This window comes from Chromobacterium sp. Beijing (genome assembly GCF_021496765.1).
In the GTDB taxonomy this organism is placed as follows: Bacteria; Pseudomonadota; Gammaproteobacteria; order Burkholderiales; family Chromobacteriaceae; genus Chromobacterium.
Window position 1 is genome coordinate 3,957,286 of the sequence record NZ_CP053750.1, and the last position, 26,816, is coordinate 3,984,101.

Annotated in this window: 24 protein-coding genes and 2 rRNA genes; 3 read left to right on the forward strand and 23 right to left on the reverse strand. The window is 64.9% G+C overall.

Going from position 1 to position 26,816, the window contains the following annotated elements:
• Nucleotides 1–413 precede the first annotated feature (413 nt).
• The 10 genes from HQN78_RS18310 to HQN78_RS18355 all read right to left on the reverse strand — a co-directional run bounded on the left by HQN78_RS18310 (nt 414) and on the right by HQN78_RS18355 (nt 12,525).
• Nucleotides 414–863: a hypothetical protein gene (locus HQN78_RS18310; protein ID WP_235085437.1), complete on the reverse strand. Its 450-nt coding sequence runs from the start codon at nt 861–863 to the stop codon at nt 414–416.
• A gap of 1,017 nt (nt 864–1,880) precedes the next feature.
• Nucleotides 1,881–3,296, reverse strand: a complete 1,416-nt coding sequence (locus tag HQN78_RS18315) for an alkaline phosphatase family protein (protein WP_107801520.1) — start codon at nt 3,294–3,296, stop codon at nt 1,881–1,883.
• A gap of 4 nt (nt 3,297–3,300) precedes the next feature.
• Nucleotides 3,301–4,191 carry a TatD family hydrolase gene (locus tag HQN78_RS18320; protein ID WP_199225975.1) on the reverse strand — a complete coding sequence of 297 codons (891 nt, stop codon included), beginning with the start codon at nt 4,189–4,191 and terminating at the stop codon, nt 3,301–3,303.
• Entirely contained in the window at nt 4,178–4,876 is a 699-nt protein-coding gene (locus tag HQN78_RS18325) for an EboA domain-containing protein (RefSeq protein ID WP_107801522.1), read from the reverse strand. The genes HQN78_RS18320 and HQN78_RS18325 overlap by 14 nt, the downstream gene beginning before the upstream one ends.
• A gap of 16 nt (nt 4,877–4,892) precedes the next feature.
• Nucleotides 4,893–5,834: a UbiA family prenyltransferase gene (locus HQN78_RS18330; RefSeq protein ID WP_227106030.1), complete on the reverse strand. Its 942-nt coding sequence runs from the start codon at nt 5,832–5,834 to the stop codon at nt 4,893–4,895.
• Nucleotides 5,831–7,066 carry a metabolite traffic protein EboE gene (gene eboE, locus HQN78_RS18335; RefSeq protein ID WP_158274405.1) on the reverse strand — a complete coding sequence of 412 codons (1,236 nt, stop codon included), beginning with the start codon at nt 7,064–7,066 and terminating at the stop codon, nt 5,831–5,833. The genes HQN78_RS18330 and eboE overlap by 4 nt, the downstream gene beginning before the upstream one ends.
• Nucleotides 7,053–8,285 carry a 3-dehydroquinate synthase gene (locus HQN78_RS18340; protein ID WP_199225977.1) on the reverse strand — a complete coding sequence of 411 codons (1,233 nt, stop codon included), beginning with the start codon at nt 8,283–8,285 and terminating at the stop codon, nt 7,053–7,055. Before HQN78_RS18340 ends, eboE begins: the two co-directional genes overlap by 14 nt.
• Before the next feature lie 140 nt (nt 8,286–8,425).
• Nucleotides 8,426–9,487, reverse strand: coding sequence for a ferritin-like protein (locus tag HQN78_RS18345; RefSeq protein WP_227106029.1), 1,062 nt, complete (start codon nt 9,485–9,487; stop codon nt 8,426–8,428).
• Nucleotides 9,488–9,500: 13 nt separating this feature from the next.
• Nucleotides 9,501–11,489: a hypothetical protein gene (locus HQN78_RS18350; RefSeq protein ID WP_235085440.1), complete on the reverse strand. Its 1,989-nt coding sequence runs from the start codon at nt 11,487–11,489 to the stop codon at nt 9,501–9,503.
• Nucleotides 11,490–11,499: 10 nt separating this feature from the next.
• On the reverse strand, nt 11,500–12,525 hold the full coding sequence (locus HQN78_RS18355; protein ID WP_107801525.1) for a hypothetical protein: 1,026 nt from the start codon (nt 12,523–12,525) through the stop codon (nt 11,500–11,502).
• A gap of 433 nt (nt 12,526–12,958) precedes the next feature.
• On the opposite strand from HQN78_RS18355, the gene HQN78_RS18360 reads away from it, so the two are divergent.
• The gene (locus HQN78_RS18360) at nt 12,959–13,297 is read left to right on the forward strand and encodes a hypothetical protein (RefSeq protein WP_107801526.1); all 339 of its coding nucleotides are present in this window, start codon (nt 12,959–12,961) and stop codon (nt 13,295–13,297) included.
• A gap of 91 nt (nt 13,298–13,388) precedes the next feature.
• Here the strand turns inward: HQN78_RS18360 and HQN78_RS18365 are convergent, their stop codons facing one another.
• The 11 genes from HQN78_RS18365 to HQN78_RS18410 form a co-directional block, all read right to left on the reverse strand.
• The gene (locus HQN78_RS18365; protein WP_227106023.1) at nt 13,389–14,042 is read right to left on the reverse strand and encodes a phage baseplate assembly protein V; all 654 of its coding nucleotides are present in this window, start codon (nt 14,040–14,042) and stop codon (nt 13,389–13,391) included.
• Nucleotides 14,039–15,103 (reverse strand): phage late control D family protein, encoded by a 1,065-nt coding sequence (locus tag HQN78_RS18370; RefSeq protein ID WP_235085443.1) that lies wholly within the window; start codon nt 15,101–15,103, stop codon nt 14,039–14,041. Before HQN78_RS18370 ends, HQN78_RS18365 begins: the two co-directional genes overlap by 4 nt.
• On the reverse strand, nt 15,100–15,315 hold the full coding sequence (locus HQN78_RS18375; protein ID WP_107801528.1) for a tail protein X: 216 nt from the start codon (nt 15,313–15,315) through the stop codon (nt 15,100–15,102). Before HQN78_RS18375 ends, HQN78_RS18370 begins: the two co-directional genes overlap by 4 nt.
• Nucleotides 15,316–15,319: 4 nt before the next feature.
• Nucleotides 15,320–16,231, reverse strand: a complete 912-nt coding sequence (locus tag HQN78_RS18380) for a phage tail protein (protein ID WP_235085445.1) — start codon at nt 16,229–16,231, stop codon at nt 15,320–15,322.
• Nucleotides 16,232–16,292: 61 nt separating this feature from the next.
• On the reverse strand, nt 16,293–19,010 hold the full coding sequence (locus HQN78_RS18385) for a hypothetical protein (protein WP_235085448.1): 2,718 nt from the start codon (nt 19,008–19,010) through the stop codon (nt 16,293–16,295).
• 124 nt (nt 19,011–19,134) lie between these two features.
• A complete protein-coding gene (locus tag HQN78_RS25595; protein WP_191186169.1) occupies nt 19,135–19,263 on the reverse strand; it encodes a GpE family phage tail protein in 129 nt (42 codons plus the stop codon).
• Between the two features lie 25 nt (nt 19,264–19,288).
• On the reverse strand, nt 19,289–19,543 hold the full coding sequence (locus HQN78_RS18390) for a phage tail assembly protein (RefSeq protein ID WP_107801531.1): 255 nt from the start codon (nt 19,541–19,543) through the stop codon (nt 19,289–19,291).
• Between the two features lie 199 nt (nt 19,544–19,742).
• Nucleotides 19,743–20,267, reverse strand: a complete 525-nt coding sequence (locus tag HQN78_RS18395; protein WP_043592621.1) for a phage major tail tube protein — start codon at nt 20,265–20,267, stop codon at nt 19,743–19,745.
• Between the two features lie 2 nt (nt 20,268–20,269).
• A complete protein-coding gene (locus tag HQN78_RS18400) occupies nt 20,270–21,706 on the reverse strand; it encodes a phage tail sheath subtilisin-like domain-containing protein (protein ID WP_235085450.1) in 1,437 nt (478 codons plus the stop codon).
• Nucleotides 21,707–21,708: 2 nt separating this feature from the next.
• The gene (locus HQN78_RS18405) at nt 21,709–21,906 is read right to left on the reverse strand and encodes a hypothetical protein (protein WP_107801533.1); all 198 of its coding nucleotides are present in this window, start codon (nt 21,904–21,906) and stop codon (nt 21,709–21,711) included.
• On the reverse strand, nt 21,903–22,364 hold the full coding sequence (locus HQN78_RS18410) for a Gp37 family protein (protein WP_158274406.1): 462 nt from the start codon (nt 22,362–22,364) through the stop codon (nt 21,903–21,905). The genes HQN78_RS18405 and HQN78_RS18410 overlap by 4 nt, the downstream gene beginning before the upstream one ends.
• A gap of 231 nt (nt 22,365–22,595) precedes the next feature.
• Between HQN78_RS18410 and HQN78_RS18415 the strand changes: the two genes are divergently transcribed.
• Nucleotides 22,596–22,943: a Mor transcription activator family protein gene (locus HQN78_RS18415; RefSeq protein WP_107801535.1), complete on the forward strand. Its 348-nt coding sequence runs from the start codon at nt 22,596–22,598 to the stop codon at nt 22,941–22,943.
• 257 nt (nt 22,944–23,200) lie between these two features.
• The gene (locus HQN78_RS18420; protein WP_146176776.1) at nt 23,201–23,569 is read left to right on the forward strand and encodes a type 1 fimbrial protein; all 369 of its coding nucleotides are present in this window, start codon (nt 23,201–23,203) and stop codon (nt 23,567–23,569) included.
• Between the two features lie 106 nt (nt 23,570–23,675).
• Here the strand turns inward: HQN78_RS18420 and rrf are convergent.
• Both rrf and HQN78_RS18430 read right to left on the reverse strand, forming a co-directional pair.
• A 5S ribosomal RNA gene (gene rrf / locus HQN78_RS18425) occupies nt 23,676–23,790 on the reverse strand.
• 121 nt (nt 23,791–23,911) lie between these two features.
• A 23S ribosomal RNA gene (locus HQN78_RS18430) occupies nt 23,912–26,799 on the reverse strand.
• Between the last annotated feature and the right edge of the window lie 17 nt (nt 26,800–26,816).

Consider the following 26,816-nt stretch of genomic DNA (forward strand, 5'->3'; position numbering starts at 1 on the left):
GTTCACCGTAGGGTGGGTGGAGCACAGCGATACCCATGCGGAAACGCGATGGGATCGATGCTTGGGTCTTGGCGGCGGGGTTTGGTGGGTATCGCCTGCGGCTCCACCCACCCTACAAGACCGTTCACCGTAGGGTGGGTGGAGCGCAGCGATACCCACGCGGAAACGCGATGGGATCGATGCTTGAACCTTGGTGGCGGGGTTTGGTGGGTATCGCCTACGGCTCCACCCACCCTACAAGACCATTCGCCGTAGGGTGGGTGGAGCGTAGCGATACCCACACGGAAACGCGATGGAACCGATGCTTGGGTCTTGGCGGCGGGGTTTGGTGGGTATCGCCTGCGGCTCCACCCACCCTACAAGACCATCCGCCGTAGGGTGGGTGGAGCGCAGCGATACCCACCGCAAGGCGCTTAGCGGTTTCGCAGCCGGATGCGGCGGAAGCGCGCCTCCAGGCTGAAGCGCTGTCCCAGCGCCAGGTAGATCTGGTGTTGGCTGTCTACATGGCGGTAAACCCGGACCCGGTCGGCGCCCAGCAGCATCATGATTTCCAGATAGTTGAAGAAACCCATCCACTGACCGCGTCCGGCGCGGTCGTCAAAATCGATGTCGCGCGCCACGCGGCTGAGCAGGCCCTTGCCGACATATTCGCGGTTGTCCTTCATCCATTGCAGCAGGTGGGCCGCGCATTCGCGGCCATAGGCGCTGTCGGCGGGGTAATCCTTACGGGGCGTGGGCATTTGCCAGTAATGCCGATAGGTGCGGCCGGGGCAGAAGCGAACAAAGGGAAGCAAGGCTTCCTGTTGTTCCAGCGAGTGCAGTTTGTAGCGACGACGACGGGGGAAGTTTTGAGAATGTTGCATGGTGTTTCTCCTGCTGTGACACAAGATAAACCACCTGCCGGGTGAGGCTGAGGTGAGGCAGGCGCGTGGCAGGATTGGCGTACCGGTCCGAAGTCTTGCCGGCGAGCGCATAGCGCTCTCCCACCATGCGCCTGCCAAAACGGCCTTGCCATGGATAAAGCAGCCAACGCAGCATGCTGCGTTGGCTTGTCGACTTCGGAAACGGGACGCCAATCCCGTGTGCCGCTTGTTTTGGCGGCAACGGGGGGATTGTTGCCGAGGGGGCGCTTGGGGTCAAGGTGGGGTGGTTGGTGTGGCTCGGTGTGTGGGTTTTGTATCCGCTGCGCGGATGATGATTTTCATTGCCGGGGCTGCCCGGCGAGCAGGGAGAGGATATTTGCTTGGCCAAATATCCTCTCCACTCCTAAAGGCCACCCTGCAAGCCTGGCCTACGGCTTCCCGCCGGGACCCGTCAGGCCCGAGGCGCGGCTGAACTCGCAGCGCGCTAACGTCGCGCTGCTCGAACAAGCAGCCGCTTAAAACCTCGGGCCCGCCACCCGACGGCAGGCTTGAAGGGATCTGGGGTGCGTCGGAAACGTGCTTTCTTCTTGATTTGTCTTAGATACCCACAGGCAGGGTCAAACTGGATAGTTATCCACAGAACTAGCCAGCAAAGCTAAATCACTCTTTCTTTTCAAAAAAAGACCACCTCATGTAGCGCCCAGGTGTCCCCTCGGGGCGCGCCGGAGAAAAAGGGGTCTGCAAGGTTTTAAGCGGCTGCTTTGTTTGAGCGATTTGACGCTAGCAAATCGCGAGTTCAGCCGCGCCTTGCAGGCCCCTTTTTCTTCGGGGTTTCGCGTCCTGGGGGACGAGGGGGGCTGGAAGGGGCGGCGGCCCGCCCCTCCCCGTTCGCCGCGCGGAAAGCGGCACCCAAAACATTATCCGCGCAGCGGATTCAACAGAAAAACCATCACCCATCACAACCCTAATCAAAGGAGAACCAGTCAATAAGCGTCGCACCGGAATAAACCAAAACCCCTACTCCATCACCCCATGCGCCCCATACGCCAGCCGCGTCTCCACCTCCCCAAACATATGATCCATGATGATGTCCCGCACCGCCGTCGCCGGCACCGACCCCGGCGGCAAACTGTCCGGCAAGGAACTGATCATCAACGGCCCGTGCTCCGGGTTCAAGGTGGGACGGCCATGCGAACCCCGCACCAAGGACGGGTCCAGCGGAATCACCTCCAACAAACTGCGCATGCCCAGCTTGCGCTTGAGCAAAGTCCAGCCAATGCTCAATTTCGGCCAGTTCAAGGTCGGGTCCAGGAACAACTCCACCGGGTCGTAACCCGGCTTGCGGTGAATATCCACCGTGCGGGCGAAGTCCGGCGCGTGCGCGTCGTCCAGCCAATAGTAATAACTGAACCAGCGATCCGGCCGGCTCACCGCCACCAGCTCGCCGGAGCGCGGATGATCCAGCCCCAGCAAACGCTTGCCGGCCTGATCCAACACCATCTCCACCCCGTCCAGCTCCAGCAACAAGGCCTTCACCTCCGGCACCAGCTCCGGCTGGCGCACATAGACATGTGCGATCTGATGGTCCGCCAGCGCAAAGGCCGCCGACGCGCCGCAATCCAGCTTGTCCTCGCCCTGCTCCTCCCGCACCTTGAGCCAGCCGGCCATGCGCAAGATGCGGTTGATCGCGATATCGTTGCTGACCGGCGTGACCCCGTACTCGGACAGCGCGATGACGCGGCTGCCGTCGCGCTCCGCCTGCTCGATCAGTTCGCCGCACAACTGGTCCACCGCCGCCACCTCCGCCGCCACCTCCGTATGGTCCGGCCCCAGCCTTTGCAGGCAGTAATCCAGATGCGGCAAGTAAACCAGGGTCAGCGTGGGCTGGCGCGAGCGGTAGAGATGCAAGGCGCAGTCCGCGATCCAGCGGCTGGAGCGGATGTCCGCCGCCGGCCCCCAAAAGTGGAATAACGGGAAATCGCCCAGCTTCTGGCGCAGTTCCGCGTGCAGTTCCGGCGGGTTGCAGTAAAAGTCCGGGAGCTTGCGGCCGTCTGCCTTGTAGATGGGCCGCGGGGTCACGCTCCAGTCCACGTCGGCGTACATGTTGTACCACCAGAACAACTGCGCGCAGCTGAAGCCGGCGTGCAGGCGCCGGGCCTCGTGCCAGAGTTTCTCGCCCTGGATCAAGGCGTTGTTCTGCTTCCAGAACAAAGGCTCCGCCAGTTCGCGCGAATACCAGCCGTTGGCGACGCAACCGTGCGCCTGCGGCAGCTGACCGGTCAGATAAGTGGCCTGCGCCGGGCAGGTCAGCGCCGGCGTCACCGCGGTGATCGGGCGCTGCGCGCCGCGCTCCGCCAGCCGGCTCAGGTGCGGCGCGTGCCGCAGCAGCTGCGGCGTCAGGCCCACCACGTTGAGAACGAGGGTGCGTTGCATGATGTCAGTCCACGATGTCCACCTGCGGATTTTGGCCGCGCAGCACGGAGTTGCCCTGGTACAGCCGGCGCTGGTCCACCGCCAGCGGGCTGTTGGCTTCTTCGATGTCCAGACGGCCGCTCTGGGCGAAGAAGTCCAGCGGATTGCGCCAGACTATGGTTTCGATGTCGCGCTCGGCGATGCCGGCGGCGCGCATCGCCTCCACGGTCTTGGGCACTTTCAGCGGGTCGCTGACGCCCCAGTCGGCCGCGCTGTTGATGATGATGCGTTCGCTGCCGTACTGGCGCACCAGCGCCACCATCCTCGGTTCGTCCATCTTGGTGTTGGGATAGATGGAGTGGCCGGCCCAGCAGCCGGAGTCCAGCACCAGCGGCAGGGTTTCTTCGGTGTTGTGGTCTATCAGCACCCGTTCCGGCGCGATGCCGCTGTCGCGCACCAGGGCCAGGCTGCGCAGGGTGCCGGCCTTTTTGTCGCGGTGCGGGGTGTGGACCAGCGCCGGCAGGTCGAACTGTATCGCCAGTTCCAGCTGGCGGGCGAAGTAGCGCTCCTCGGCCTCGGTTTCGTCGTCGAAGCCGATTTCCCCCACCGCCACCACGCCGTCCTTGTCCAGATAACGCTCCAGCAGCGCCATCACGCCGTCGGCCACGTCCGGGTTGTTGGTTTCCTTGGGGTTGAGGCCCAGGGTGCAGAAGTGGCGGATGCCGAATTGCGCGGCGCGGAAGCGCTCCCAGCCCAGCAGCGACAGGAAATAATCGTCGAAGCTGCCGACGTGCCGCCGCGGCTGGCCCATCCAGAACGCCGGCTCCACCACCACGCTGATGCCGGCCCGGCTCATCGCCTGGTAATCGTCGGTGGTGCGGGAGGTCATGTGGATGTGCGGATCAAACATTTTCATGATGCAGTCCTTGCAGTAGGAAAACGACGTCGTCGGACACGCTGCGGCCGGCGGCGCGGCGCTCGCTGGCGTAAGCGGCCACCATCTGTTCCAGCTCCGGGCTCCAGCGCCGCTCCAGGCCGGCGATATGCCGCGCCGGCGCGCCGGTGAACAGCGCCTTGAGCACCAGCTGGTTGAAATTGAGATCGGGAAACTGTTGCGCCGGGTAGGCGTTGTCGCAGGCCAGCGCCTGGAACACGCCGGCCACGTGGCTGCGGCTGGCGTCGGTGGCCAGCGCCAGCCAGTCTTCCGGCCTGGGCAGCAGGATCAGCGCCTTGACCACCGCCTGCTGTTCCAGGCTGTCGCCGCCGCGATACAGATCGAAGGCCAGCGCCGCGCCGGCGCCGGCGGCCAGGGCGCGCAGCAGCAGCAGCGCACGGCCGGCGTCGCCGGGCGACCAGGCTTCGGCGGCCAGCACATGCTGGGCCTGCAAGGCCTTGATCGCGCCCTTGGGCAACAGGGTCAGCGCCGCCAGTTGCCGGTTGGCCACGCTGAACAGCCGGCGCGCGGCGGCGGGCTCCGGCACGGCGGCGGTCAGACGGCGACAGGACTCCAGCCACACCAGCGCCTGGGCGGCGTTGTGGCGGTCCGCCGCGTCCAGCAGGCTGGCGTGCAGTTGGTCCGCCAGCATGGTTTGCGTTTCCATCGCGCAGATTCTCCGTTCAAGTGCCCGGCACCCGGCGTTGCCAGCTCCGGGTCAGCCAGGCGGCCAGGACCGCCAGCGCCGCCCACTGCGGCAGGCCCGCGGCGGCGATGAACAAGGCGTCCGCCAGGGCGATGCCGGCAATCAGGCCGCCGACGGCGCGCGGCATGTCGCGGCCGGGTCCGGGCCGGGCCAGCCGCAGGCAATGCGCGCTCCAGCCCAGGCTGAGCAGCAGGAAGGGCAACGCCCAGGGCTGGAACGGTTGGCTGAGCAGGTAGAGCGGCGGCGCGGCCAGGCCCAGCAGCGGCGCCAAGCGGCCCAGGCCGGCGCGGCCTTCCTGCTTGGCCACGTAAGTCAGCGCGATCAGGTAAGCCAGCAGCGCCAGCGCCGCCAGCAGCAGCGGGCCGGACAGCGCGCCGGCGCCGAGCGCCAGGCCGCTGATCAGATAGACCTGCATCCGGCACAGGCCCATCAGCAGCGGGCTCAAGGGGTTGCCCTTGTGCCAGAGGTCGTAAAGCACCACGGTGGCGGCCAGGCACAGGCCGGCCAGCAAGGCGGACAGGCCCAGCGCCGCCAGCAGGGCGACGCCGACGGCCAACTGCGCCGAGCCGGCCAGCAGCACCAGCCGGGCCGACGCCAGCCCGGCGGGTATCGGCCGTTCCGGCCGTTCGCGCGCGTCGATGTGGCGGTCGCAGACGTCGTTCAGATACATGCCGGCCACATAGATCAGCGACAGCGACAACAGCAGCAAGGCGAGCGGGCCGCCGGCCGCGACGTGGCCGGACAGCGCGGCGCCGACGAGGACGTTGCTCCACACCGTGGGCAGGTTGGACACCCGGCCCAGCCGCAGCGCCAGCGACCAGACCCCGGCCACGCGCCGGCGGGTCTGGCGCGCATGCCGCCGCGACAGCCGCCGCCGGGCGCTGGTCTTGGGTATGGGCAGCGCGGGCTGTCCGCTCATCGCAGCTGGCCCTCCGCCCATTGCAGTTCCCGGCAGATCGCCTCGCCCAGGTCGCCCTGGCGGTGGGCCGGCGGCAACACGCCCCAGCTATAGGTTTCCACTTCCAGATGTCCGCTCAGCGGGCGCTGGCGTTGCAGCGCCAGCAGCCGCGACAGGAAATCCTGGGTGCTGGCGAACGGCCCCAGCGCGGCGTGGCAGATGGGCACGTGGAAGTGGATGCGCCATTCGTCGGCCGGCTGCCGCGGCAGCGCCGCCAGCGCCGCCGGCAGGTCCGGATAACGCCACAGCTCGCTGCCGCGCCGCGCCACCACTTGGTGCAGATAGGTGTCTTCGGCGAAGGCGCGCAGCGCCTCGGCCGCCATCCGGTCCGGCCGGGTCACGCGCAGGCCGGCGCTGAGCTGCAGCTTGGCGATGGCAATGCCGGCCTGGTCCAGCCGCGCCACCGCGTCTTCCGGCTGTTCGTACTCCACCGCGGCGTGGCAGGCGTCCAGGCATACGCCCAGGTGGCGGCGCACGATGGCTTCGGCCTCCTCGCGTTTGACGCCGCACCATTTGGCCACCTGGTTGAGCGCGGCCCGGCTCAGGAGGTGCAGTTCGAAGAAGGCGACCGCGTCTTCGCTGGTGGCCAGCAGGCAGTCCGGTTCCGGTTCCAGCGCCAGCACGATGCGGCGGCCGCTGTCCTGCCGCAGCCGGTGCAGGAAGGCGGCGTGCTCCAGCAGATGGGTGGCGATCCACAGCGCGCCGCTGCCGTCGCCGCTCAGGTGCTGGCGGTAGCCGCCGGGCACGGTGCTGACGCTGCCGTATTCCAGTTCCGCCGGCAGCAGATCCGCCAGCAGTTGGGCCAGCCGGTTGCTGTAGATCAGCCGCTGCGGGTCGCGCCAGTCCGGCAGATAGACGCCGTCCTTCACCGCCTGGCGGTGGAAGGCGCCGAAGGGGAAGCCGTTGAGGGTGAACACATAGCATTGGTGCTCGGCCAGAAAATCGCGGAATTCCGCCTGCGCCGGCGGCTCTTCCAGTTGCCGCGCCGCCAGCGCGGACAGCCGCAGGCCAAGGCCGAACGGCCGGTCCGGCGCCACCCGCGCCTTGATGCGCGGCAGGTGGAAGCCCAGTTGAGCGCGCAATTCCTGCCAGCTTTCGCCGGGATGGATATTGCTGCAGTAGCTCATGTGGACCGCGGGCAAATGGGGGGCCGACACGCTGTCCGGCCGTTGTTGGGGGTCAAGCAGCAACATGGTCATCGCTCCTGTCGCGCAGCCAGTCTATGGCCGCGTTCATCCGATCCGCGTCGATGGCGTGCACTTCCACCCCCTGCCCCAGACGCTGCAGCAGGGTGATGGTCAGATCGCCGCCAAGGTGTTCGCGGAACTCATCCAGCCCGGCCAGCACCTGGCGGCGCTCGCCGTCGCGCCAGTCCAGCGCCGGGTGCCACAGCGCAAAGCCCAGCCGCAGCAGCAGCCGGTGCAGGCTGAGCTGGGCGGCTTCGCGCAACAGGCCGGTCAGCACCGCGTAGCGGCAGTCCAGCGCCAGGCCTATCGCCACCGCCTCGCCGTGGCGCAGCGCGTAGCCGCTCAGCGCTTCCAGCTTGTGCGCGGCCCAGTGGCCGAAATCCAGCGGCCGGGCGCTGCCGAACTCGAAGGGGTCGCCGCCCTGGCCGATGTGGTTCAGGTGCAGTTCGGCGCAGCGCCGTATCATCCATTGCATCGCCTCGTCGTCGCCGGCGGCCAGCGCTTCGGCGTTGGCGTCCAGCCAGTCGAAGAAGGCGCGGTCGCGTATCGCCGCCACTTTCACCGCCTCGGCGATGCCGGCGATGCGGTCGCGGCGCGGCAGACTGGCGATGAAGTCGTAATCGTTGAGCACGGCGAACGGCGGGGCGAAGGCGCCGAGGAAGTTCTTGGCGCCGAAGGCGTTGACCGCGGTTTTGACGCCGACTCCGGAGTCGTTCTGCGCCAGCACGGTGGTGGGCATGCGCACCACGCGCACGCCGCGGTGTGTGGTGGCCGCGGCGAAACCGGCCATGTCCAGCAGCGCGCCGCCGCCGACGATGACCAGGCAGCTGTGGCGGTCCACATGGCATTGCTGCAGCCAGCTTTGCAGCGCGAGCAGCTGCTCCGGCTCGTTCTTGCACGCCTCGCCGCCCTGGGCCAGACGCGGCGGCGCGGCCAGTTCCAGCGCGGCGCGGTGACGCCGGGCGTAGCGTTCGAAAGCGGCCGGCAGCTGCGGGTGGGCGGCGGCCACTTCTTGGTCGATGAGCGCCACGAAGCGGTGCCGCCGTTCCGGCTCCCGCCGGCAGATGGCTTGCCGCAACAGCGGGTTGCCGGGGTCGCTCAGCAGGCCGCGCCCGAAATACACCGGGTATTCGAACGGCACGCTGAAACGCTGCATGGTCATGGCCCCGGCGCTGCGGCCGCCCGCGGCGTCGCTGAGGCCTGGCTTGCTGGCTGACAGTGGCATGGCTGTGCTCCTAGAAAACCGGTTCATGATCCGCCGCGCGCCGCGACATCCTCGCGCGGCGCGCCGACGAGGCGGAAGAGACGGCAAACGCGGTCCGGCGCTAACCGGACCGCTTGGGCGCTACTCCTCCGCCGACGCGTTTAATCGCTGGTGTCCATGCCTCCTTGCGTGTTGACGTAGCGATAGCTGGGCCCGGCCGTCTGCGCGCTGCCCGGCGCCACCGGGGTCTCCATCAGGCTGACCGCCTGCACTTTGAGGTCGTACATCAGGCCGATGGCGGTGTCGATGCGCTTGGGCTCGCCGTTGAAAGCCTGGTGCAGGGCGTTGAGCAGGCTGCTGTAGCTGTAGGCGTAGGCTTCCACCCTCACCTTGGCCTGGGTGTTGTCCTGGTAGTCGTAATCCTGCGGATTGGACACCATGGGGTAGACCCCGGCCGGGTCGTAGGGCACTTCCGCGCCGGCGTAGGCGTAGCCGCCGTCCGGGGTGCTGACGATGCGGCGGCCGTAGTAGATTTCGCCGAACTTGTAGTAGTGCGCCGGGTTGCCCGGCGATTGGTTCGGATTGGTGCTGGTGCCCTCGCCTTCAACGATGATGATGTTGATGGCGTGCAGGGCGCTGGCGATGTCCTTGATGGGGAACAGCCGCTCCGGCGAGAACCAGCCCAGCACCTGCTTGGGCACGGTGGCCGGAATGAAGATGCCGTCGCCCAGTTCCTTGATCTTCTTTTTGATCGCGTCGTAGAACTCGCCGATGGTGGCGTAGTCCGGCTCGTCCTCGGCGGCGAGCTTGGGCGTTTCCACCGGCACCGGGTCTTCCGGCTCCTCGATCACCATGAAGGTGTTGAACACCAGCTCCTTGGAAAAGGGCTCGATGCCCACGATGAAGTCATCGCCGCCGATGGACATCGGCAAGGGCCCCGGATACTTGGGGATGAACGGCGGCTTGTTGATCTGCGGGTGGCCGCCGATGGAGATCAGAATATTGCCTGCGATGCACATGTGCAGCATTTCCTGCATCACGATGCTGTGGATCAGCTGGCGGATTTCCTCGTTGTAGCCCGGCTTCAGCGAAAACATCGCGGTCAGATAGGGCGGGATGGTGGCGTGCTCCAGTTCCACCGCGTTTTGCAGGTAGTAGTGCAGTTCGGCCGCGGTCTTGGCGGCGCGGATGCCGTGGATGATGCTGCGTTGCAAGCGAATCATGGCCTGTTCTCCCTCAATCCTTGGACGGCGCGGCTTTGCGCTGCGCCTGGCGTTGCATCACCACCGCGGTCTTGCCGGCAACTTGCAAGGCGTCGAGGCTCACCGCCACCGCGTCGGTGTCCACCGCTTGCGGCGCGGGCAGGACGGCGGCCTTGGCCGGCGGCGCGCCCTTGAGCGGTTTGCCCTGAGCGTCGGTCTGCTTCAGCCACTTGAGGATGATGGCGCGTTTGTCTTCGGACAGGTCGCGCGTCACCGGCATGTGATTGGGGTCGCTCATCGGCAGGGCGAACGCCAGTTTGAGGATGTCCACATGGCGCACCACGGAGTCGTAATCGCCCAGGTCCACCACGTATTTGCTCATGATGGGATAGAGGTTGCCGTACTGGACGAAGATGGGCCGGATATCGTCGTACCAGGTGGGGTGTTCCGGCACCGGCACGCGGTTGAAGGCCAGTACGCTGACAAAGTTCCAGTAATTGCTGACATAGCCCTGCGGCTGATGCTGCAGCTGGTAGCCGATGCCGTACAACTGGCCGTCGATATAGCCGCGCGGATTGCCCGGTCCGGCCGGGATCGCGCCTATCTCCGCGCGGCCGTGGCCGTTGTCGTTGGTGTGGAAACAGGCCGGATAGTGCACCGCGTCCGCCGGCACGCTGATCCTGGGCGGCAGCACCGGTTTGTTGTGCGGCGGCGACGGCGGCAACGGTTGGCCGCCGCCCATCAGGGTGGCGCCGTTGGGCAGCAGTTCCACGTTCACTTGCGCGGACAGCGGCTTGCCGTAGCGGCTGGCGAAGAAGCTGACCGGCAGCTGCTGGCCGGCGTTCAGCCGCAGCACGTGTTCGTCGGAACGCACATAGAGACCGTCGATGGACTCCTGCACCAGCACCTGGAACACGCCGCCGGACGGCGCCAGCAGCAGCACCGGGCAAGCTTCCAGCGCCTGCCTGGCGCCGGGGATGGCCGAGTAATCGAAGTCCTGGATCGCCGCGGTCTGGCGATACCACTCGGACGGCTCGTCGCTGGCCGCCGCGCCCGGCTGCGGCGGGTCGTAGGCCACCTGGCCCAGCACGATGACCTGGTCCTTGGGCAGATTGCCGCTGATCGGCGCATGCGCCGGCTGTTTCAACACCCCAAGCGTCAAGGTGCCCATGTCGACGAAGGCGCCGCTGGCGTCGACGATGGGCAGGGCGTTGCCGAAGTCCGCGGTCAGCGTCTGGCGCTCCGGGTGGTTCTGGCACTGGAAGCTGTAGACGCCGCCGGAGGGCACCATCGGATACTCATTGGGGTTGGGGTCCAGCTGCGCGGTCATTTGCCGGCCCATGACGAAGTGCCGGGGTTCGCGGTCGTGGTAAGGACCGATGGTGCCGACGATATGGCCCTGGGTATAGCGGGGAATGGACGGGTCGCGGCCGTAGCCGAACAGATTGAACTCGATGGCCAGCAGGCCGTGCTGGCTGGCCTTGCGCAGCGCCTCCAACACCGGCGAGTGGCTGTGCCCGTGCCATTGCACGTTTTCCAGGATGGACTGGTAGTTGGCGGCCAGCAGTTGGTCCGAGCGGATGCCCTGCTGCTGGCGCTGCCACAGATTCATGAAGCCCACCGGCAGCATGTCGCCGATGAACAGCGCGCGCTCGACATTGTCGGTCAGCCGCACTTGCAGCGCCCAGATCTGGGACACCATTTGCTGCTGCGGGTCCAGGTCCGCCATTTTGCCCGGCGCGCGGCAATCGGCGTTTTCCATCGCCATGCCGATGATGGGGTCCTGCGCGCTGCTGGTGACCGGCTTGCCGTTGAGGCTGGCGCCGGTGACGCTGCAACTGACGAAGCGGAAGATGGCGGTGCCCTGCGGGTTCCAACCGCCGTCGCCGCCGGTCGTGGACAACTGCTGGTATTCCTCCTTGAAGGCGTCGGAGTCGTAATAACAGACATTGTTGTTGACGGTGGACACGTCCGACTGGAAGTAGCCGGAAAAGTGAATGCGGGGAGAGTCGAGATAACTCATGGCGGTTCCTTTACGGCTGCAAAGTGGCCCAACTCGGGTCGGGTTGAGCGTTGGCCTTGTCGGCCGCCGGCGCGTCGGTCTTGCCCTTGTCCGGGCAATCGGTGGCGAACAGGCAGCACCATTCCGGTTTGGCCGGGCACATCTCGGCCACTTTGAGCCAGGTCCGTTTCGGGTCCGGCTTCTGCGCGCGGAAGTTGCTGTAGTTCTGGCTGACCATGGGCGCGTCCGGCGGAGAGCCGGGATCGCCTGAGAAGAAGAAGGACTGCGGGTGCCGGTACGGCGCGCCCTTGCCGCCGTCACGGGTCGCTTGCTTGTAGAAGGCGTAGCCGAACAGGATGCTGCCCGGCTGCACTATCCGCGAGTACGCCTGGACGCTGCCGTTCAGGTGCGTGCTCTGCTCGGCGTTGTACGGCAGATGCTTGATGAAGTCGCGGCGCGGCGGGTGATTGTCCAAGGAGAACTGGCAGCACTGCGGCGTGCCCTTGGGCCGGTCCGCGTAGCGCAGGAAATAAGCCTTGTTGCCCAAGGACACGAAGGAACAGCTGTACTGGTTGCTGCCGGGGAAGATGGGCAGGCAGCGTTTTTCATAGTGTTCCATCATCGCGCCGCGGCCGTCGCCGTCCGCCGGCACATAGCTGGCGTCGTAGTAGCTGGCGCCGTAGGACTTTTCGTAGTCCTGGCCCTCGCTCATGCCGGCCGGCGGCGAGGCGTACGGCGGCGGGTATTGCTGGATCGCCGCCTGATTGAAGATGCGATACATGGTCCAATCGCTGACCCACCACTCGGGGAACAGCGGATCGCTGGGTTCGCCGGGCTTGCGCGGATAGACGCAACTGCCCGGCAACAGACAGCCTACGGTGTTGTGCACGCCGCCGGTGTAATAGCTGTGACGCCCAGCCGGCGTGCTTTTCAAGGCCTTGAGCGCGGCGGCCGCGGAGGCCTCCGGCATGTCGGCGGCCTGGGCGCCGGCGGCGACGCAGGCCAGAAGCAGCCACCCCCAGCGCGCGCTGGCGGTGACAGACTGTTGCAATGACATCGATCGTGCTCCTTGTATTGGAACCCCCGGTGCCATCCGCCCCCTTGGCCGCCGCTTCCTGCCCGACGCGCTACGGACGGCGCCGCTTCACGGGCGGCTGACCCGCCCTCCCTGATGCAGCGCACTACGTATAGTCACTTAGTATTAACACACAGAAAAACACATGCTTTTATCATGACTTGTAAGTGTGGTTATAGCCGGCGGCGGATCAGTCGCAAAGGAAAATGTGAAATGCGGACTAAAACGACGCGGGCGCGACAGTCCTCTTCCCGGCCTTGACCCCAAGCTCGGCGCTGGACGACAATCCACGACGCGCCGGCTTTCCCGACGCCGGGAACGCGGCCCGCGCAGGCCGGCAGCCGCCCCGCCATGGACTTGCCCGCTTCCGATCGGTCCCGGACAGGCTGCGCCGACATCAATTGGAAACCTCATCATGGCCCTCTCCTCCCTCCCCTCCGCCGCCGAAGGCCAAGCCACGCGTCAGCTGGGGCAGGCCATCGCCCAATTGCAGGCGCTGCGTCAGCAACATACGGAATTGGGCGTGCTGGACGCGGTGATAGACGAGTTGAGCCGCTGCCGCCAATCCATACGCCAGATCGCCAGCCGCCACCTGCTGGAACTGGACGCCGCCAACAGCAGCCTGGGCGCGGCCTTGCAACTGCTGTGGCAGAGCGCAGACGGCGGAACGCAAGACCAGCACCTCGCCTTCATGCTGGAACCGCTGCATGCGATGCAGCTGAATGCGGCCAGCGAGTTGAACCGCTTGCTCTAAGGGATTGATTCAACACGCAAGCCAGCCCCGACGGAGAGATCCGTCGGGGCTGGCTTGTTGACGCCGCCGCGGCCCAGCTAAAGCGCCGCGCCTACACCGGCCCGCCCGTCATGCCGCCCGGCGCCGGATGCACATGGCCGGCCAGGCTCTTGCCGCTGGCCACCACGTCGCCGCCGGCGTTGTTGAAGCTGCCGCCGCTCTGGCTGATGTTGCCGGAGAAGCTGGCGCCGCTGCCGCCGGAACCGTTCAGGCCGCCCTGATAGGTGAGCAGACCCTTGACCAGCAGGGTGCCGCTGATCTCGGTGGCCGGCGCGTCTATGCTGACCTTGGCCCCCGCCTTGAGGACGATTTCCGCCCCGGCTTCCACCACCACTTTTTGCACCCCGCCGCTGACGGTGAGCTGATGCGCGGCGCGGTCGTATTCCAGCGTCGCGCCGTCGGCGAAGCGGCGATGCCATTTATCGACGCTGGCCACCGGCACCGCGTCGGCGGCGGAGAAAATGGCGCCCAACACCACGCCGTCCTCGCCGCGCGCGTCCAGCAGCACCGCCACCTGCTCGCCGATGTCCGGCAGCCAGTAGTCCTTGTCGCGGCCGCTCTTGCGGCTGAGCACCGGCAGCCAGGCGGTGCGCAGACGCCCCAACTCCGGCAGCCGCACGCGGACGCGCTGGGTATTGGCGTCCACGGCGGAGACGCTGCCGAACTTGAGGGTGGCCAGCGCTTCCGGCAGGGGTACGTCCATCATGGCTTGCTCCTCTCTTTTTGCGGGTTTTGGGCGGCGCCGGCGCTCACCCGTTTCAATTCCAGCTCGCACACATAGCCGTCCTGGCGGCTGATGCGGTGGCTGGCGCGCTGGATCTGGTAGCGGCCGGACAATTTGCCGAAGCCGTCCAGATCGATATTGCTGCCGGCGGCCAGCTGCGGCGAGCCGTCCACGGTGATGGACATGCGGGTGCGGTCCAGTTGGCGGCGCTCCAGCTCCGCCGCCGCCATCTGTTCGGCCTGGCGCTTGCCGGCGGCCTTGCGGGTGAGCTTGACGGTGTCCGCGCTGCTGGCCTTGCCGCCCGGCGCCTTGGCGTCGGCGCGCACGCTGGCGGTGCGCAGCGCGCGCTTGGCCGGGTCGTGATAGCTGACGTCCACCTGGGCCGGCACCTTGCTGAGCTGGTCCTGGGCCTGCCAGCCCATCAGCTGGGCCGGGGTGTAGCGGCGCACGCTGGCGCTCCGCATCAGGTCGCTGCGCTTCCAAAACACCAGCTTGCGGTTGTTGTCCATCACCTTGCAGACATAGCCGTGCTGGTCCGCCACCCGTTGCAGGAATTGCAGATCGGTTTCGTGGTACTGGGTCAGCCGGTCTATGTTCACCGTCTCGATCTTGCCCTGCAGCTTCATCCGGTGGCGCTTGGCGATGCGCTGGGCCAGCGCTTGCAGCGTGATCTGCTCATAGGCGCGGCCGTTCTTGGTGCGCAGCGGGTGCTGCACGCCGGTGGCCAGCGCGCGGATGCGCACGGTGGACGGCGGTGAGCGGTATTCCACTTCGTCGATGTCGAAGCTGCCCGCCGCCACCAGCGCCGCGCCGCGATAGCCCAGTTTGAGCGCCAGCGTGGCGCCCTTGTCCGGATACCAGCCGTCCAGCCAGCGGCCGTCCACGTCTTCCAATTCCACGTCCAGCTCGTCGGATTCGCCGCTCAGGTGATCGGTATAGCTGACGCTGAGCGCGTGGCGAGCGATGTCGGCGGTAATGGATTTGCCGTTGTAGCTGAGTTCGAAGGCCGGCGTCGGCACCTCTTGCGCGCGGCTGTCGCTCATGAGCGCCTCCACGGCGGCAGCTGCTCCAGCGCCTCGCTGTCCGCGGCCTCCAGCACCGGAACGGCCAGGATCAGGCCGGCGGGCAGGGTTTCGCCTATGGGAATGTGGGCGTTGTTGGCGATCAGCTGCGCCATCTGGCCGACGTCGCCGTAATAACGCCAGGCGATCTGGTCCCAGCGTTCGTTTTCTTGAGTCACATGATTCAGGAACATGGGGTCACCTCAGGATGCGCCGCACCGCGGCCTTGGCGGCCAGGCCGGCCAGCGGCTCGGCCAGTTCGCGCAAGGCCACCTCGGAGCGGCCGTTGATTTCTTCGCAGGCGGCCAGCTTGTCCAGCACCTGGCCGGCCTGGGTGCCGGCCAGCAGCCGGCCCATCGCCGTCATATTGAGCTTGGCCTGCTGCAGGCTCTGGCCGACGCGCACCGCGTCGCCGGCCAGCTTGCTGTATTGCTCGAACTTGGCCATCTGCTCGCCGCTGACTTGCAGTCCGGGAGCCAGCGCCTGCACCTCCTTGAGCAGGCCGGGCAGCTTTTCCAGCGCCGCGGCCGGGTCTCGGCCGGCCAGCTGGCGCAGCTCGCGCGCGGTGTTGATCACGGTCTTGACCTTGCCCACCACGCTTTTGACCTGGGCCACGGTCTTGGCCAGACCTGCGATGTCGGCCTTGAAGCGCTCCAGCCCGGCCGGCAGCTTGAGCCTGCCCGCGGGCAGGCTGGCGGCGGCCTTGGCCAGCGCCGGCTTGGGCTTGGGCGGCGCGTCGCCGCCGTACTCGCGCAGGCTGAGCTGGGCCTCCACCGCCAGCAGGCTGCCGCTGCGGTCGGTCTGGCGGCCTGTGCTTTGCAGTTCGGCGATGACGAAGCGGCCTTTGTAGTCGCCGTTGCCCAGCACAAACGCCAAGGCCTGGTGCTGCAGGCGCGCCGCCTGCAGCTTTTGCAGCTCCTCGTCCGGCTGGCAGTAGGCGGCGTGCAGCACCAGGTCGATGCGGATTTCGTCCAGCTTGTCGCCGACGAATTGCAGCACCGGCTTGCCGCCGATGCGGCCGTGTTCGGCGAAGTCGCTGCCGCTGCGCTGTTCCAGGCCGTCGAAATAACTGATCAGATCAAACTCGATATTGCCCAGTACCGCGTACATGGGTTGCCCTCCGAATGGGTGGAAAGAGAACCCGGCGCGCGAGCGCGCCAGGCTCCGCGACTCAAGCGCGAGCGCTGTAACTGCGCCGTTGTCTGTCCGCCTCGTAGCGCCGCATCAGGCGTTCGAACTCGGCGTAGGACAGCTGCACCGCCTGCTGCACCTGCTGCTTGACCGTGGCCGCCGCGCTGGCGGTGACGGTGATGTGCGGCGCGAAGGTGACGTTCATGCCGCCGCCGGCGCTCTTGCCCGGCGACTTGGCCGCCGCGCCGCCTTGTTGCAGGCGTTGCAGCTGCCGGGCGCGCACTTCCGCCTGGGCGGACACCGAGACGCTGGCCGTCACTTCCGCGCCGACCCCGCCGCGCTTGCCCGCCGACGCGCCGAAGTCCACCTTGGGCGGCCGCGACGGCGGCTGGGTGGCGGCAGGCGGCGCGGCGGGCGGCTGCTTGGCCTTGCCGGGCATGGGCGCGCCGTGGATGGCCTGGCCCACCTTGCCGCCGGCCCATTCCCCGGCGTACTTGCCGGCGAAGTGGCCGATGACGCCGCCCACCAAGGTGCCGACGCCGGGCAGAATCATGCTGCCTATGGCCGCGCCCATCGCCGCGCCGCCGATGGAGCCGCCGGCCTTGCCGCCTATCTTCCAGTACTCCTTGTTCTTCTCGGTCTGGCTGCGATTGGACTTGCTGACGTTCCACGCCTCCTGGCCGGCCTCCAACGCCGTGATCACCGAACCGGCGACGCCGGCCTTGAGCAGGCCGCCGGTGCGCTTGAACACTTCCTTGCCGATGCCGAACCCGGCCTTGGCCACGCCGGCGCCGGCCTTCAACAAGGGTGCCGCGCGCTGGGCCGCCGCCTTGGCCAGCTTGGCCGCGCCGCCGATGCCGCCGCGTGCCAGCCCGGGCAGGCGCTTCAGCCCCGCTCCGACGCGGCTGGCCACCGAACCCGCCGCCCTGGCCGCGCTCTGCGCGCCGGCCTTGGCCTTGCCCGGCAGGCTCTTGAGCCAGTCCCCGGTTTTCTGCGCACCGCTACGCAGCATGCCGGGCACCTGCTTCAGCGCATTGCCCAAGCCTTTGATTCCGGCCTTGGCCAGCGCCGCGCCGCGACGGAAGGCTTCGCCGATGCCGCCTGGCAGGCCGCGGCCCTTGGGCAGGCGCCGCGGACGCGGGCTCCGTCTGGGGCTCGGTCTCGGCTGCGGGCTTGGCCTCCGTTTCGGGCCGGGCTTGGGACGCGGCTTGGGCCTGGGTCGCCGCTCTTTGCGGCCGCGCTCGCGCCGCTCTTCCTTCTTGCGCTGGTCCCGATCCGGGTCCATGCCGTCGCCGGGCTTGGCGATGTCGCGCGTGGCCGGCTGGCAGCAACAGCAGCAGTTCTCGGGCTTGGCCTCCATGCAGCCGCCGGGCTTGTCCGTCTGGCTCTGGCTGCTTCCGGGTTTGTCCGTCTCGCTCTGAGTGGCGCCCGGTTTGTCTTCCTTGAACCATTCGCTGCCGGCGGCCCAGAGCTTGCTCAGCAAGCCGCCCTTGGTGTCCTGGTAACGGCGCAGCGATTTGCCCACCTTGTCGCTGATCTCGCCGGCCTTGGTCGCGCCGTCCTCCAGCGCTTTCACCGAGCCGAGCAGGCTTTCCACGCTGGGCAGCTTGCCGCCCAGCAGCGGGTTGAGCTTGCCGTGCACATAGCGCAGCGCCTTGTTGCCCATGCCTTGCGACAAGGTCTTGTGCACGGTGCCGGCCGCCTTGGCCACATCGCGGCTGATGCTGCCCACCTTGTCGTTGAATTCGATCAGGGGCGTGGCGTCCGGCGCCGGCAGGCCTTGCAATAGACGAATGGCGGAACGGATCTTGCCGCCGCCGGCCTTGCCTTTGGCCGCCGCGCCTCCCGCCTTGCCCGGCTGGGCCGCCTTGGCGCCGTCTTCTTTCAGCAGCGTCTCACTGGCGGCGGCGATCTTGGCCAGCACGCTGCCCGGGGTGTCGGCGTAGCGGCGCAGCGCCTGGCCCACTCTGGCCGCGCCCTTGGCGACGATGTCGCCGGCGTCGCGGGTGCTTTCCAGCGCGCCCAACATGGCGTCCACGCTAGGCAGCTTGCCGCCCAGCAAGGGATTGAGCTTGCCGTGCACATAGCGCAAGGCCTTATTGCCCAGGCCTTTGGACAAGACTTCGTGGGTTTTGCCGGCGGCGTCGGACAGCCAGCGCGAGGACAGCTGAACAGCGTCGGCCACGCCTATCCATCGCTGGATGCCGGGCGTGCGCAGACGCTGAAGGGTGGATTCGAGATCGGGCGGCGCGTCCTTGGACTTGTCGCCGCCGTCGCCGCGCGGAGTCGGGCGCTTGGGCACGGTCGGCGGGCGCGGATTGCAGGTGGCGTCTTTTTGCCGCTCCTGGCTTTCCAGCACCCGCTGTTCCACTTCGACCACCGCCTTGACCTTCACCGAGGCCTGCAGCTCGACGCGGCACTTGGCCACCATCTCGCTGACCTGGGACACGCCGGGCAGGGCGAGCTTGACGCCCTGGCCGCGCTTGACGCTGTCCAGCCAGGCGTCGTGACGCCGGCGCAAACGTTCCAGCGTCAACTCCAGCTTGCGGTGATCCCGTTCCAGCTGCGGCAGATCCAGCGCGGCGAAGGCCTTGCGGGAACGCTCCACGCTGTCGCTCAGCTCGCGCTGGCGGTCGCGCAGGCGCAAGCTGGTCTTGCCCAGTTCGTCCAAGGAGGCGCGGGCGGAACGGAAGGCGTTGTCGAAGACCCCGGACAGCGTCGCTCCCACCTTAAGACCGATGAAAAACTCGCTTACCATGGTGTTAGCCTGTGAGTATGAGGGGAAGGCCGCCAAACCAGCTCCGGCGGCTCAGGGTGGGGCCGGCGGGCGTCCTGACGGACGGGCCGGCCCCGGGCCGCGCGGACGCGCGGCGCAGGAAAAATCAGTCTCGATCCAGCCACTGCTGTTCGCGCTCGTGACGGCGCTGGATCTCTCGCTCCGCCACCTCGCACCAAAACCAGTAGTCGTCCATCGCCAGCGCGTCGATTTCCGACGGCGGCAGGCCCAGCACGGTCAGCAGCGCTTCGTCGAAGTCCTTAAGCGTCGTCGGAGACGCCCACCATGTCGCGAAAGCAGTCCGCCAGCGCGCGGCTGTCGGCGATGTCGAGCTGGTCGATGTCTTCCAGCGTCAGGCCGGTCATGCGCGCGAACAGGAAATCCTCCTGGTCCGCGTCGTCCTGGCTGTGATGGCTGGCGGCTTTGAGATCCGCGCGCTTCAGACGGCTGATGTCCAGGCTGTCCAGACGTTCGCCGGCGGCGTTGGTGAACGGGTATTTGAGTTTGATCTTCATGTGAGCTCCTTGGTCGCGGGCTGCGTGGTTGATGAGCTTCATTGTCCGGTTTACGGCCCGTCGGGTCTGTTAAAGCCCTTTAGGGAAAGGCTTGAAGCCGCCGGTCGCCTCCCCGCGGCTCCGGCGGACCCGGCCAAGCCGGGTCCAGCCTCGTCCGCGCGGAAAGAGAGAAACAAGCCGGCCAGCGGCCGGCCCTTCATCAACCGCCGATATTGCGACGGTACAGTTCCAGCATGTCGTTGCCGCCCACCCGGAAGATGTTGGCCAGGTAGTCCAGCTCCAGCACGTCCTCGCCGTCCACGACCTGCTTGATGTAGGTGGCGGAGAAGGAAGAGCTGAAATCGGCGTTCTCATGCTGCTTGTAGGTGCCCAGCGGGTTCTTCTTGAACATCACGGTCAGGAAGGTCACCAGGCTGACCTGCTGCAAGCGGCCCTGCGCGCCGTAGGTCTCGATGCTGGAGCGGGCCTGCAATTGCACCGCCTGGAACGGGTTGGCGATGATCTTGGCCACGTCCTTGTACAAGGAGTTCCACTTGATCTCGCCTTCCAGCTTGTCGAAGCCGGCCGGCAGCTCGATCTTGCCTACCATGCCCAGCGCCTTGTGCTCCTGCATGATGGCGGACACGTCCGGCAGCTTGATCTCCTCGGCGCGGCCCAACAGCGAGTTGCCGTTGATGTAGATGTTGGCGTTGGTGATGCGGTTGATTTCAATCTTGCCTGCCATGATCAATTGCCTCCCTTCAGGCTCAACAGGTATTCCGAGGTGATCTCGGTCTCAAAGGTCAGACGTTCCAGCGGCGGCGGCACCGTGTACTTGTAGCTGATCAGCAGATGGCCGGCGGCCAGCTCGGTCTCCGGATTGCGCGCCACGTCGAACCAGGCCTTGAAGCCCAGCAGCGCGCCGTCGCCGATCAGCTTGCGGCCGTAGCCGTTCACCGATTCCACCAGCGCGTCGATGGTGGCCTGGTTCAGCGGCATGTCGATGAACTGCTGGCTGAAATAGCGGATCGACTCATTGATCACGTCGCCGGTGCGGCGCACGTTCTCGAAGTTGCGCATATGGCTGACGGTGGGCCAGGCGGCGGTGCGGTTGCCCCAAAGGCGGAAACCCGAACCAAAGCTGGAGAACACCGTGGTGATGCCCTGCTCGTTCAGCAGGTTCACCTCGGACTGCGGATCGTCAATCATCGCGGTCAGCTGGCGCTCCACGCCGATGACGCCGGCCAGCTCCTGGTTGGAACTGGACCACCAGAAGCCCTTGTCGTTGTCCACCTTGGCGCGCAGGCCGGCGGCGCGGGCCGACAGCGGCTCCAGACGGGTATCGTTGGTGGCCGGGTCGAACACCTTGACGTGCGGATAGCACAGGCGCACGCGGTCGCTGGAGGTGTTGAAGTTGATGCCGCCGGCCGGGCCGCGGCCCGCTTGCGCCTGGGCGAAGCTGGTGCCGATGGGCGCGTCGACATAGGCGATGGCGTCCAGCTTGTCGGCCATGGCCGCCATCGCGCTGGCCACCGAGTTCTGAGTGCAGAAGCCCGGCGCGATCAACAGCTTGGCGAAGAAGCCGAAACGGTTATAGGTGTCTTGCAGCGCCTTCAGGCCGGTGCGGTTGCCGGCGGCGTTGACCGCGCCGATGATATCGGCGGCGGTGACCTTGGCCGGGTCGGCGTAGTCATAGCTGACTTTCAGGCCGGCGCCGGCGGCGATGGCGCCGTCCTTCAGCCGGGTGATCTTGCCGTTGACCGCGTCCAGCAGGTAGTCGGTGCCGGCCACGTAGGCGGTGGCGCCGTCGGCGCTCTTCACCGTCACGTTCAAGAGCGCCGCCTTGGCGGTCTTGCCCTGGCCGGTGGCCGCGTCCAGCGTCACGGCCTCGCCGGCGATCGAGCTCTTGTGCAGCGCCGGGTCCAGCACATTGATCACCACCACGGTGCCGGCGCCGTGATCGTAGATCGCGTTCAGCGCTTGCGGAATGGTGAAGCCGGCCAGCTGCGGGCCAAAAGCCGCCCCGTCTTTTTCCGACAGGCACAACACCGGGGTATTGGCCGCTTCCGGCGCCAGCGGCGCGGTGCCGATCAGGCCGATCACCGCCGATTTGACGGTGCGCACCGGGCGCGCGCCGCGTTCCACTTCAATGGTTTCCACGCCATGCAGATAATTGGCTGCCATGCTCAAGCTCCTTGTTCAGCGCTAGGGGACGTCGATGCCGCCGCCGCTTGCGGCAACGGGCTCAGATGCTGCAAGGCCAACAGCACGCGGGTGTAATCGTGCTGTTCCGGCATCTCCACCTCGGCGCCGGGAAACAACATGATTTCCTGGCCGTCGGCCAAAGTGACGCCGCTGATCGGCCCGGAATACAAATACTTCATGCTTGCTCCTCCTTAGTGACTGCGGTTAACACAGGCTCATGCCCCGGGGCCGCCTCCGCCACCTGCAAGGTGTCGGCGGCCAGCGAAATGGCGTAACGGGCGATGCCGTCGCTGAAGCCCAAAAAGGTTTCGCTCGACAGACAGGCGGGTCGGCAATCCGGCGCGGAGAATCCCAGGCAGGCGCGCCGCGCCGCGTCCAGCGCTTCCGTATCGTTGACTTGCGCGCCGGCGCGCCGCAGCAGCAGCGTCAGCTCCAACTGCAGCGTACGCAGCTGGCAGACGCCGGCCACATCGCGCGGCAAGGCGAATTGGCTGCCTCGATAGCTCAACAAGAGCGCGCCTTGCGGATGTTCAAGCCGGTAATCGGCCGGCGCGGCGCAATGCTCGACGCTCAATGACGGCAAAACGCCGCGCAAACGCGCCAACAGCGCGTCAACGATTTGGGAAGTGCTGGCCACGGGCGGGCTCCTGGACATCGTGGGAAGAAAGGCGAGATCACTCGCAAGGACGGTTGCCGACGACGCCTGGCCATCGAACGAGGGCAAGGATGCGCCATCGTCCCCATTGCGGTCTTTTAACCCTCTTTACAGAAAGCCGGACCGCGCCGGCGCTGACAGCCGTCATCCGGGCCGCGCGCGCGAAGACGGCGATAATGGCCGTCATCGATACCGCCGCCAAAGGACAACGCCATGCAAGCACGCTTTCGCAGCAAAGGACCGGAACTGCTCGTCGACCTGGCCCAGCACGTAGCCATGACGCTGAAACAGCTCGCCAACACCGAACAACAACAAGCGGAGCAACTGGGGCAGGAAATCGCCGAACGCATGGCCAAACACTGGGGCGGACAGAACATCTACTTCCCCATCGGCTTGTCCTATCAGTCCTCTCTGCGCGACCAGCAGATCTACGGCGAATTCACCGGCGGCAACCACGCCGAACTGGCGCGTCGCTACGGCGTATCGCTGCAATGGATCTACAAAATCATCAAGACGGAACGCCAAAGGGAGCTGGAGCAACGCGCCGGGCAGACCGGCTGAGCACGCCCCGCCGCGCCCATGAAAAAAGCCGCTCCTCCAAAACCGGAGAGCGGCTTTTCTGACTCAGACTTTAAACAAACTCAATCCAATAAAGGCTTGATTTAAAACATTTATAGTAATTTTCTATTAAATATAGTTTTAATATATTAATTTTTTCCTGGAATCAATCCGGATACCGCCTATACCTAGAAGGCCACACCACCACAGCGGCCACAGACTGCTGAGCGCAACGTCACTAGATCAAACGGGGTATCCACATGACACATCCAGCGCCTCTCGCCGCCATGGCTTTCCTGTTGCTGTCGTCTTTTGCTCACGCCGACGGCGGGGTCATCACCTTCAGCGGCCGCATCGTCGAAGCCCAATGCCCGTTGGCGCTCGACGCGCCCAGCCGCGTCAACGGCCCCAGCCGGCTGGAAGTCGGCAAATGCAAGGCGCCGGTCCATATCCAGGCCCTCGCGGCCAACGGCGAGAACCTGCCGGTGCGCGCCAACGCCGACGCCCTAGCCAGCAGCCAGGTCGCCGCCAAAGGCTACGACCTGGATCGCAGCGACAAGCTGCGCAGCTTCAATATCCTCACGCCCAAAGACAAGCAGCGCGGCCAACTGGTGGTCAGCTATTACTGACGGCCGGACGCAACAAAGCCTCCCTTTGGGGAGGCTTGCTTCTAGTTCCGTCCGGCAGCGCAATGCATAAAGCCCAGCTCGTGTGAGCTGGGCTTTGCAATGGGGCGTCTGGCGGTGTCCTACTTTCACATGGCGAATGCCACACTATCATCGGCGCTAAGGCGTTTCACGGTCCTGTTCGGGATGGGAAGGCGTGGGACCACCTCGCTATGGCCACCAGACATAAACTGGTACAAACTTGAAGAAGCCTGGGATGGTCTACACCACCCCGCATATATTCGGTATTCAATTGTGTCGCACAACACTATCTCGTCACTCGGTTTCCCAAGCCACTCAAATGATAGGATCAAGCCTCACGAGCAATTAGTATCGGTTAGCTTAACGCCTCACAGCGCTTCCACACCCGACCTATCAACGTCCTGGTCTCGAACGACTCTTCAGGAGGGTCAAGCCCTCAGGGAAGTCTCATCTTCAGGCGAGTTTCCCGCTTAGATGCTTTCAGCGGTTATCTCTTCCGCACTTAGCTACCCGGCAATGCGACTGGCGTCACAACCGGTACACCAGAGGTGCGTCCACTCCGGTCCTCTCGTACTAGGAGCAGCCCCCGTCAAACTTCCAACGCCCACTGCAGATAGGGACCAAACTGTCTCACGACGTTTTGAACCCAGCTCACGTACCACTTTAAATGGCGAACAGCCATACCCTTGGGACCGGCTACAGCCCCAGGATGTGATGAGCCGACATCGAGGTGCCAAACACCGCCGTCGATGTGAACTCTTGGGCGGTATCAGCCTGTTATCCCCGGAGTACCTTTTATCCGTTGAGCGATGGCCCTTCCATTCAGAACCACCGGATCACTATGTCCTGCTTTCGCACCTGCTCGACTTGTCGGTCTCGCAGTTAAGCTACCTTTTGCCATTGCACTATCAGCACGATTTCCGACCGTACCTAGGTAACCTTCGAACTCCTCCGTTACACTTTGGGAGGAGACCGCCCCAGTCAAACTGCCTACCATGCACTGTCCCCAATCCGGATCACGGACCAAGGTTAGAACCTCAAACACACCAGGGTGGTATTTCAAGGACGGCTCCATGAGAACTAGCGTTCCCACTTCATAGCCTCCCACCTATCCTACACAAGTCTGTTCAAAGTCCAATGCAAAGCTACAGTAAAGGTTCACGGGGTCTTTCCGTCTAGCAGCGGGGAGATTGCATCTTCACAAACACTTCAACTTCGCTGAGTCTCAGGAGGAGACAGTGTGGCCATCGTTACGCCATTCGTGCGGGTCGGAACTTACCCGACAAGGAATTTCGCTACCTTAGGACCGTTATAGTTACGGCCGCCGTTTACTGGGGCTTCGATCAAGAGCTTGCACCCCATCACTTAACCTTCCAGCACCGGGCAGGCGTCACACCGTATACGTCCACTTTCGTGTTGGCACAGTGCTGTGTTTTTGTTAAACAGTCGCAGCCACCGATTCTCTGCGACCTCTCAAAGCTCCTCCCGCAGGGGATTCACTCTAAGAGGCATACCTTCTCCCGAAGTTACGGTATCAATTTGCCGAGTTCCTTCTCCTGAGTTCTCTCAAGCGCCTTAGAATTCTCATCCTGCCCACCTGTGTCGGTTTGCGGTACGGTTCTTATGCAGCTGAAGCTTAGTGGCTTTTCCTGGAAGCGTGGTATCAGTCACTTCAGGTCCGTAGACCCTCGTCATCACGTCTCGGCCTTAAGGGAAGGCGGATTTGCCTACCTCCCCAGCCTACCGGCTTAAACAGACTATTCCAACAGTCTGATGACCTAACCTTCTCCGTCCCCACATCGCACTGCATAAAAGTACGGGAATTTTAACCCGTTTCCCATCGACTACGCTTTTCAGCCTCGCCTTAGGGGCCGACTCACCCTACGCCGATGAACGTTGCGTAGGAAACCTTGGGCTTTCGGCGAGCGGGCTTTTCACCCGCTTTATCGCTACTCATGTCAGCATTCGCACTTCTGATATCTCCAGCATCCCTTACGAGACACCTTCACAGACCTACAGAACGCTCCCCTACCATCTGCACTTACGTGCAAATCCGCAGCTTCGGTTATCAGTTTGAGCCCCGTTACATCTTCCGCGCAGGACGACTCGACCAGTGAGCTATTACGCTTTCTTTAAATGATGGCTGCTTCTAAGCCAACATCCTGGCTGTCTATGCCTTCCCACCTCGTTTACCACTTAACTGATCATTTGGGACCTTAGCTGGCGGTCTGGGTTGTTTCCCTCTTGACGATGGACGTTAGCACCCACCGTCTGTCTCCCATGCTCGCACTTTCCGGTATTCAGAGTTTGCCATGGTTTGGTAAATCGCAATGACCCCCTAGCCATAACAGTGCTTTACCCCCGGAAGTGATACATGAGGCACTACCTAAATAGTTTTCGGGGAGAACCAGCTATCTCCGAGTTTGTTTAGCCTTTCACCCCTATCCACAGCTCATCCCCTAGTTTTGCAACACTAGTGGGTTCGGACCTCCAGTGCGTGTTACCGCACCTTCATCCTGGCCATGGATAGATCACTCGGTTTCGGGTCTACGCCCAGCAACTAAATCGCCCTATTCGGACTCGGTTTCCCTACGCCTCCCCTATTCGGTTAAGCTCGCTACTGAACGTAAGTCGCTGACCCATTATACAAAAGGTACGCAGTCACGGAACAAGTCCGCTCCCACTGTTTGTATGCATCCGGTTTCAGGTTCTATTTCACTCCCCTCCCGGGGTTCTTTTCGCCTTTCCCTCACGGTACTGGTTCACTATCGGTCGATCATGAGTATTTAGCCTTGGAGGATGGTCCCCCATCTTCAGACAGGATTTCTCGTGTCCCGCCCTACTTATCGTACGCCTAGTCCTTGGAATGCGTTTTCGTGTACGGGGCTATCACCCACTATGGCGGTCCTTTCCATGAACCTTCCACTAACACAATCCATAACACGTACAGGCTCTTCCGCGTTCGCTCGCCACTACTAACGGAATCTCGGTTGATTTCTTTTCCTGCAGCTACTTAGATGTTTCAGTTCGCTGCGTTCGCCTCCTCAGACCTATGGATTCAGTCTGGGATCTCCTTGCGGAGGGGTTTCCCCATTCGGACATCGCGGGATCAAAGCTCTATTGCCAGCTCCCCCGCGCTTTTCGCAGGCTTACACGTCCTTCTTCGCCTATGATCGCCAAGGCATCCACCAGATGCACTTAGTCGCTTGACCCTATCATTTCAGTAACC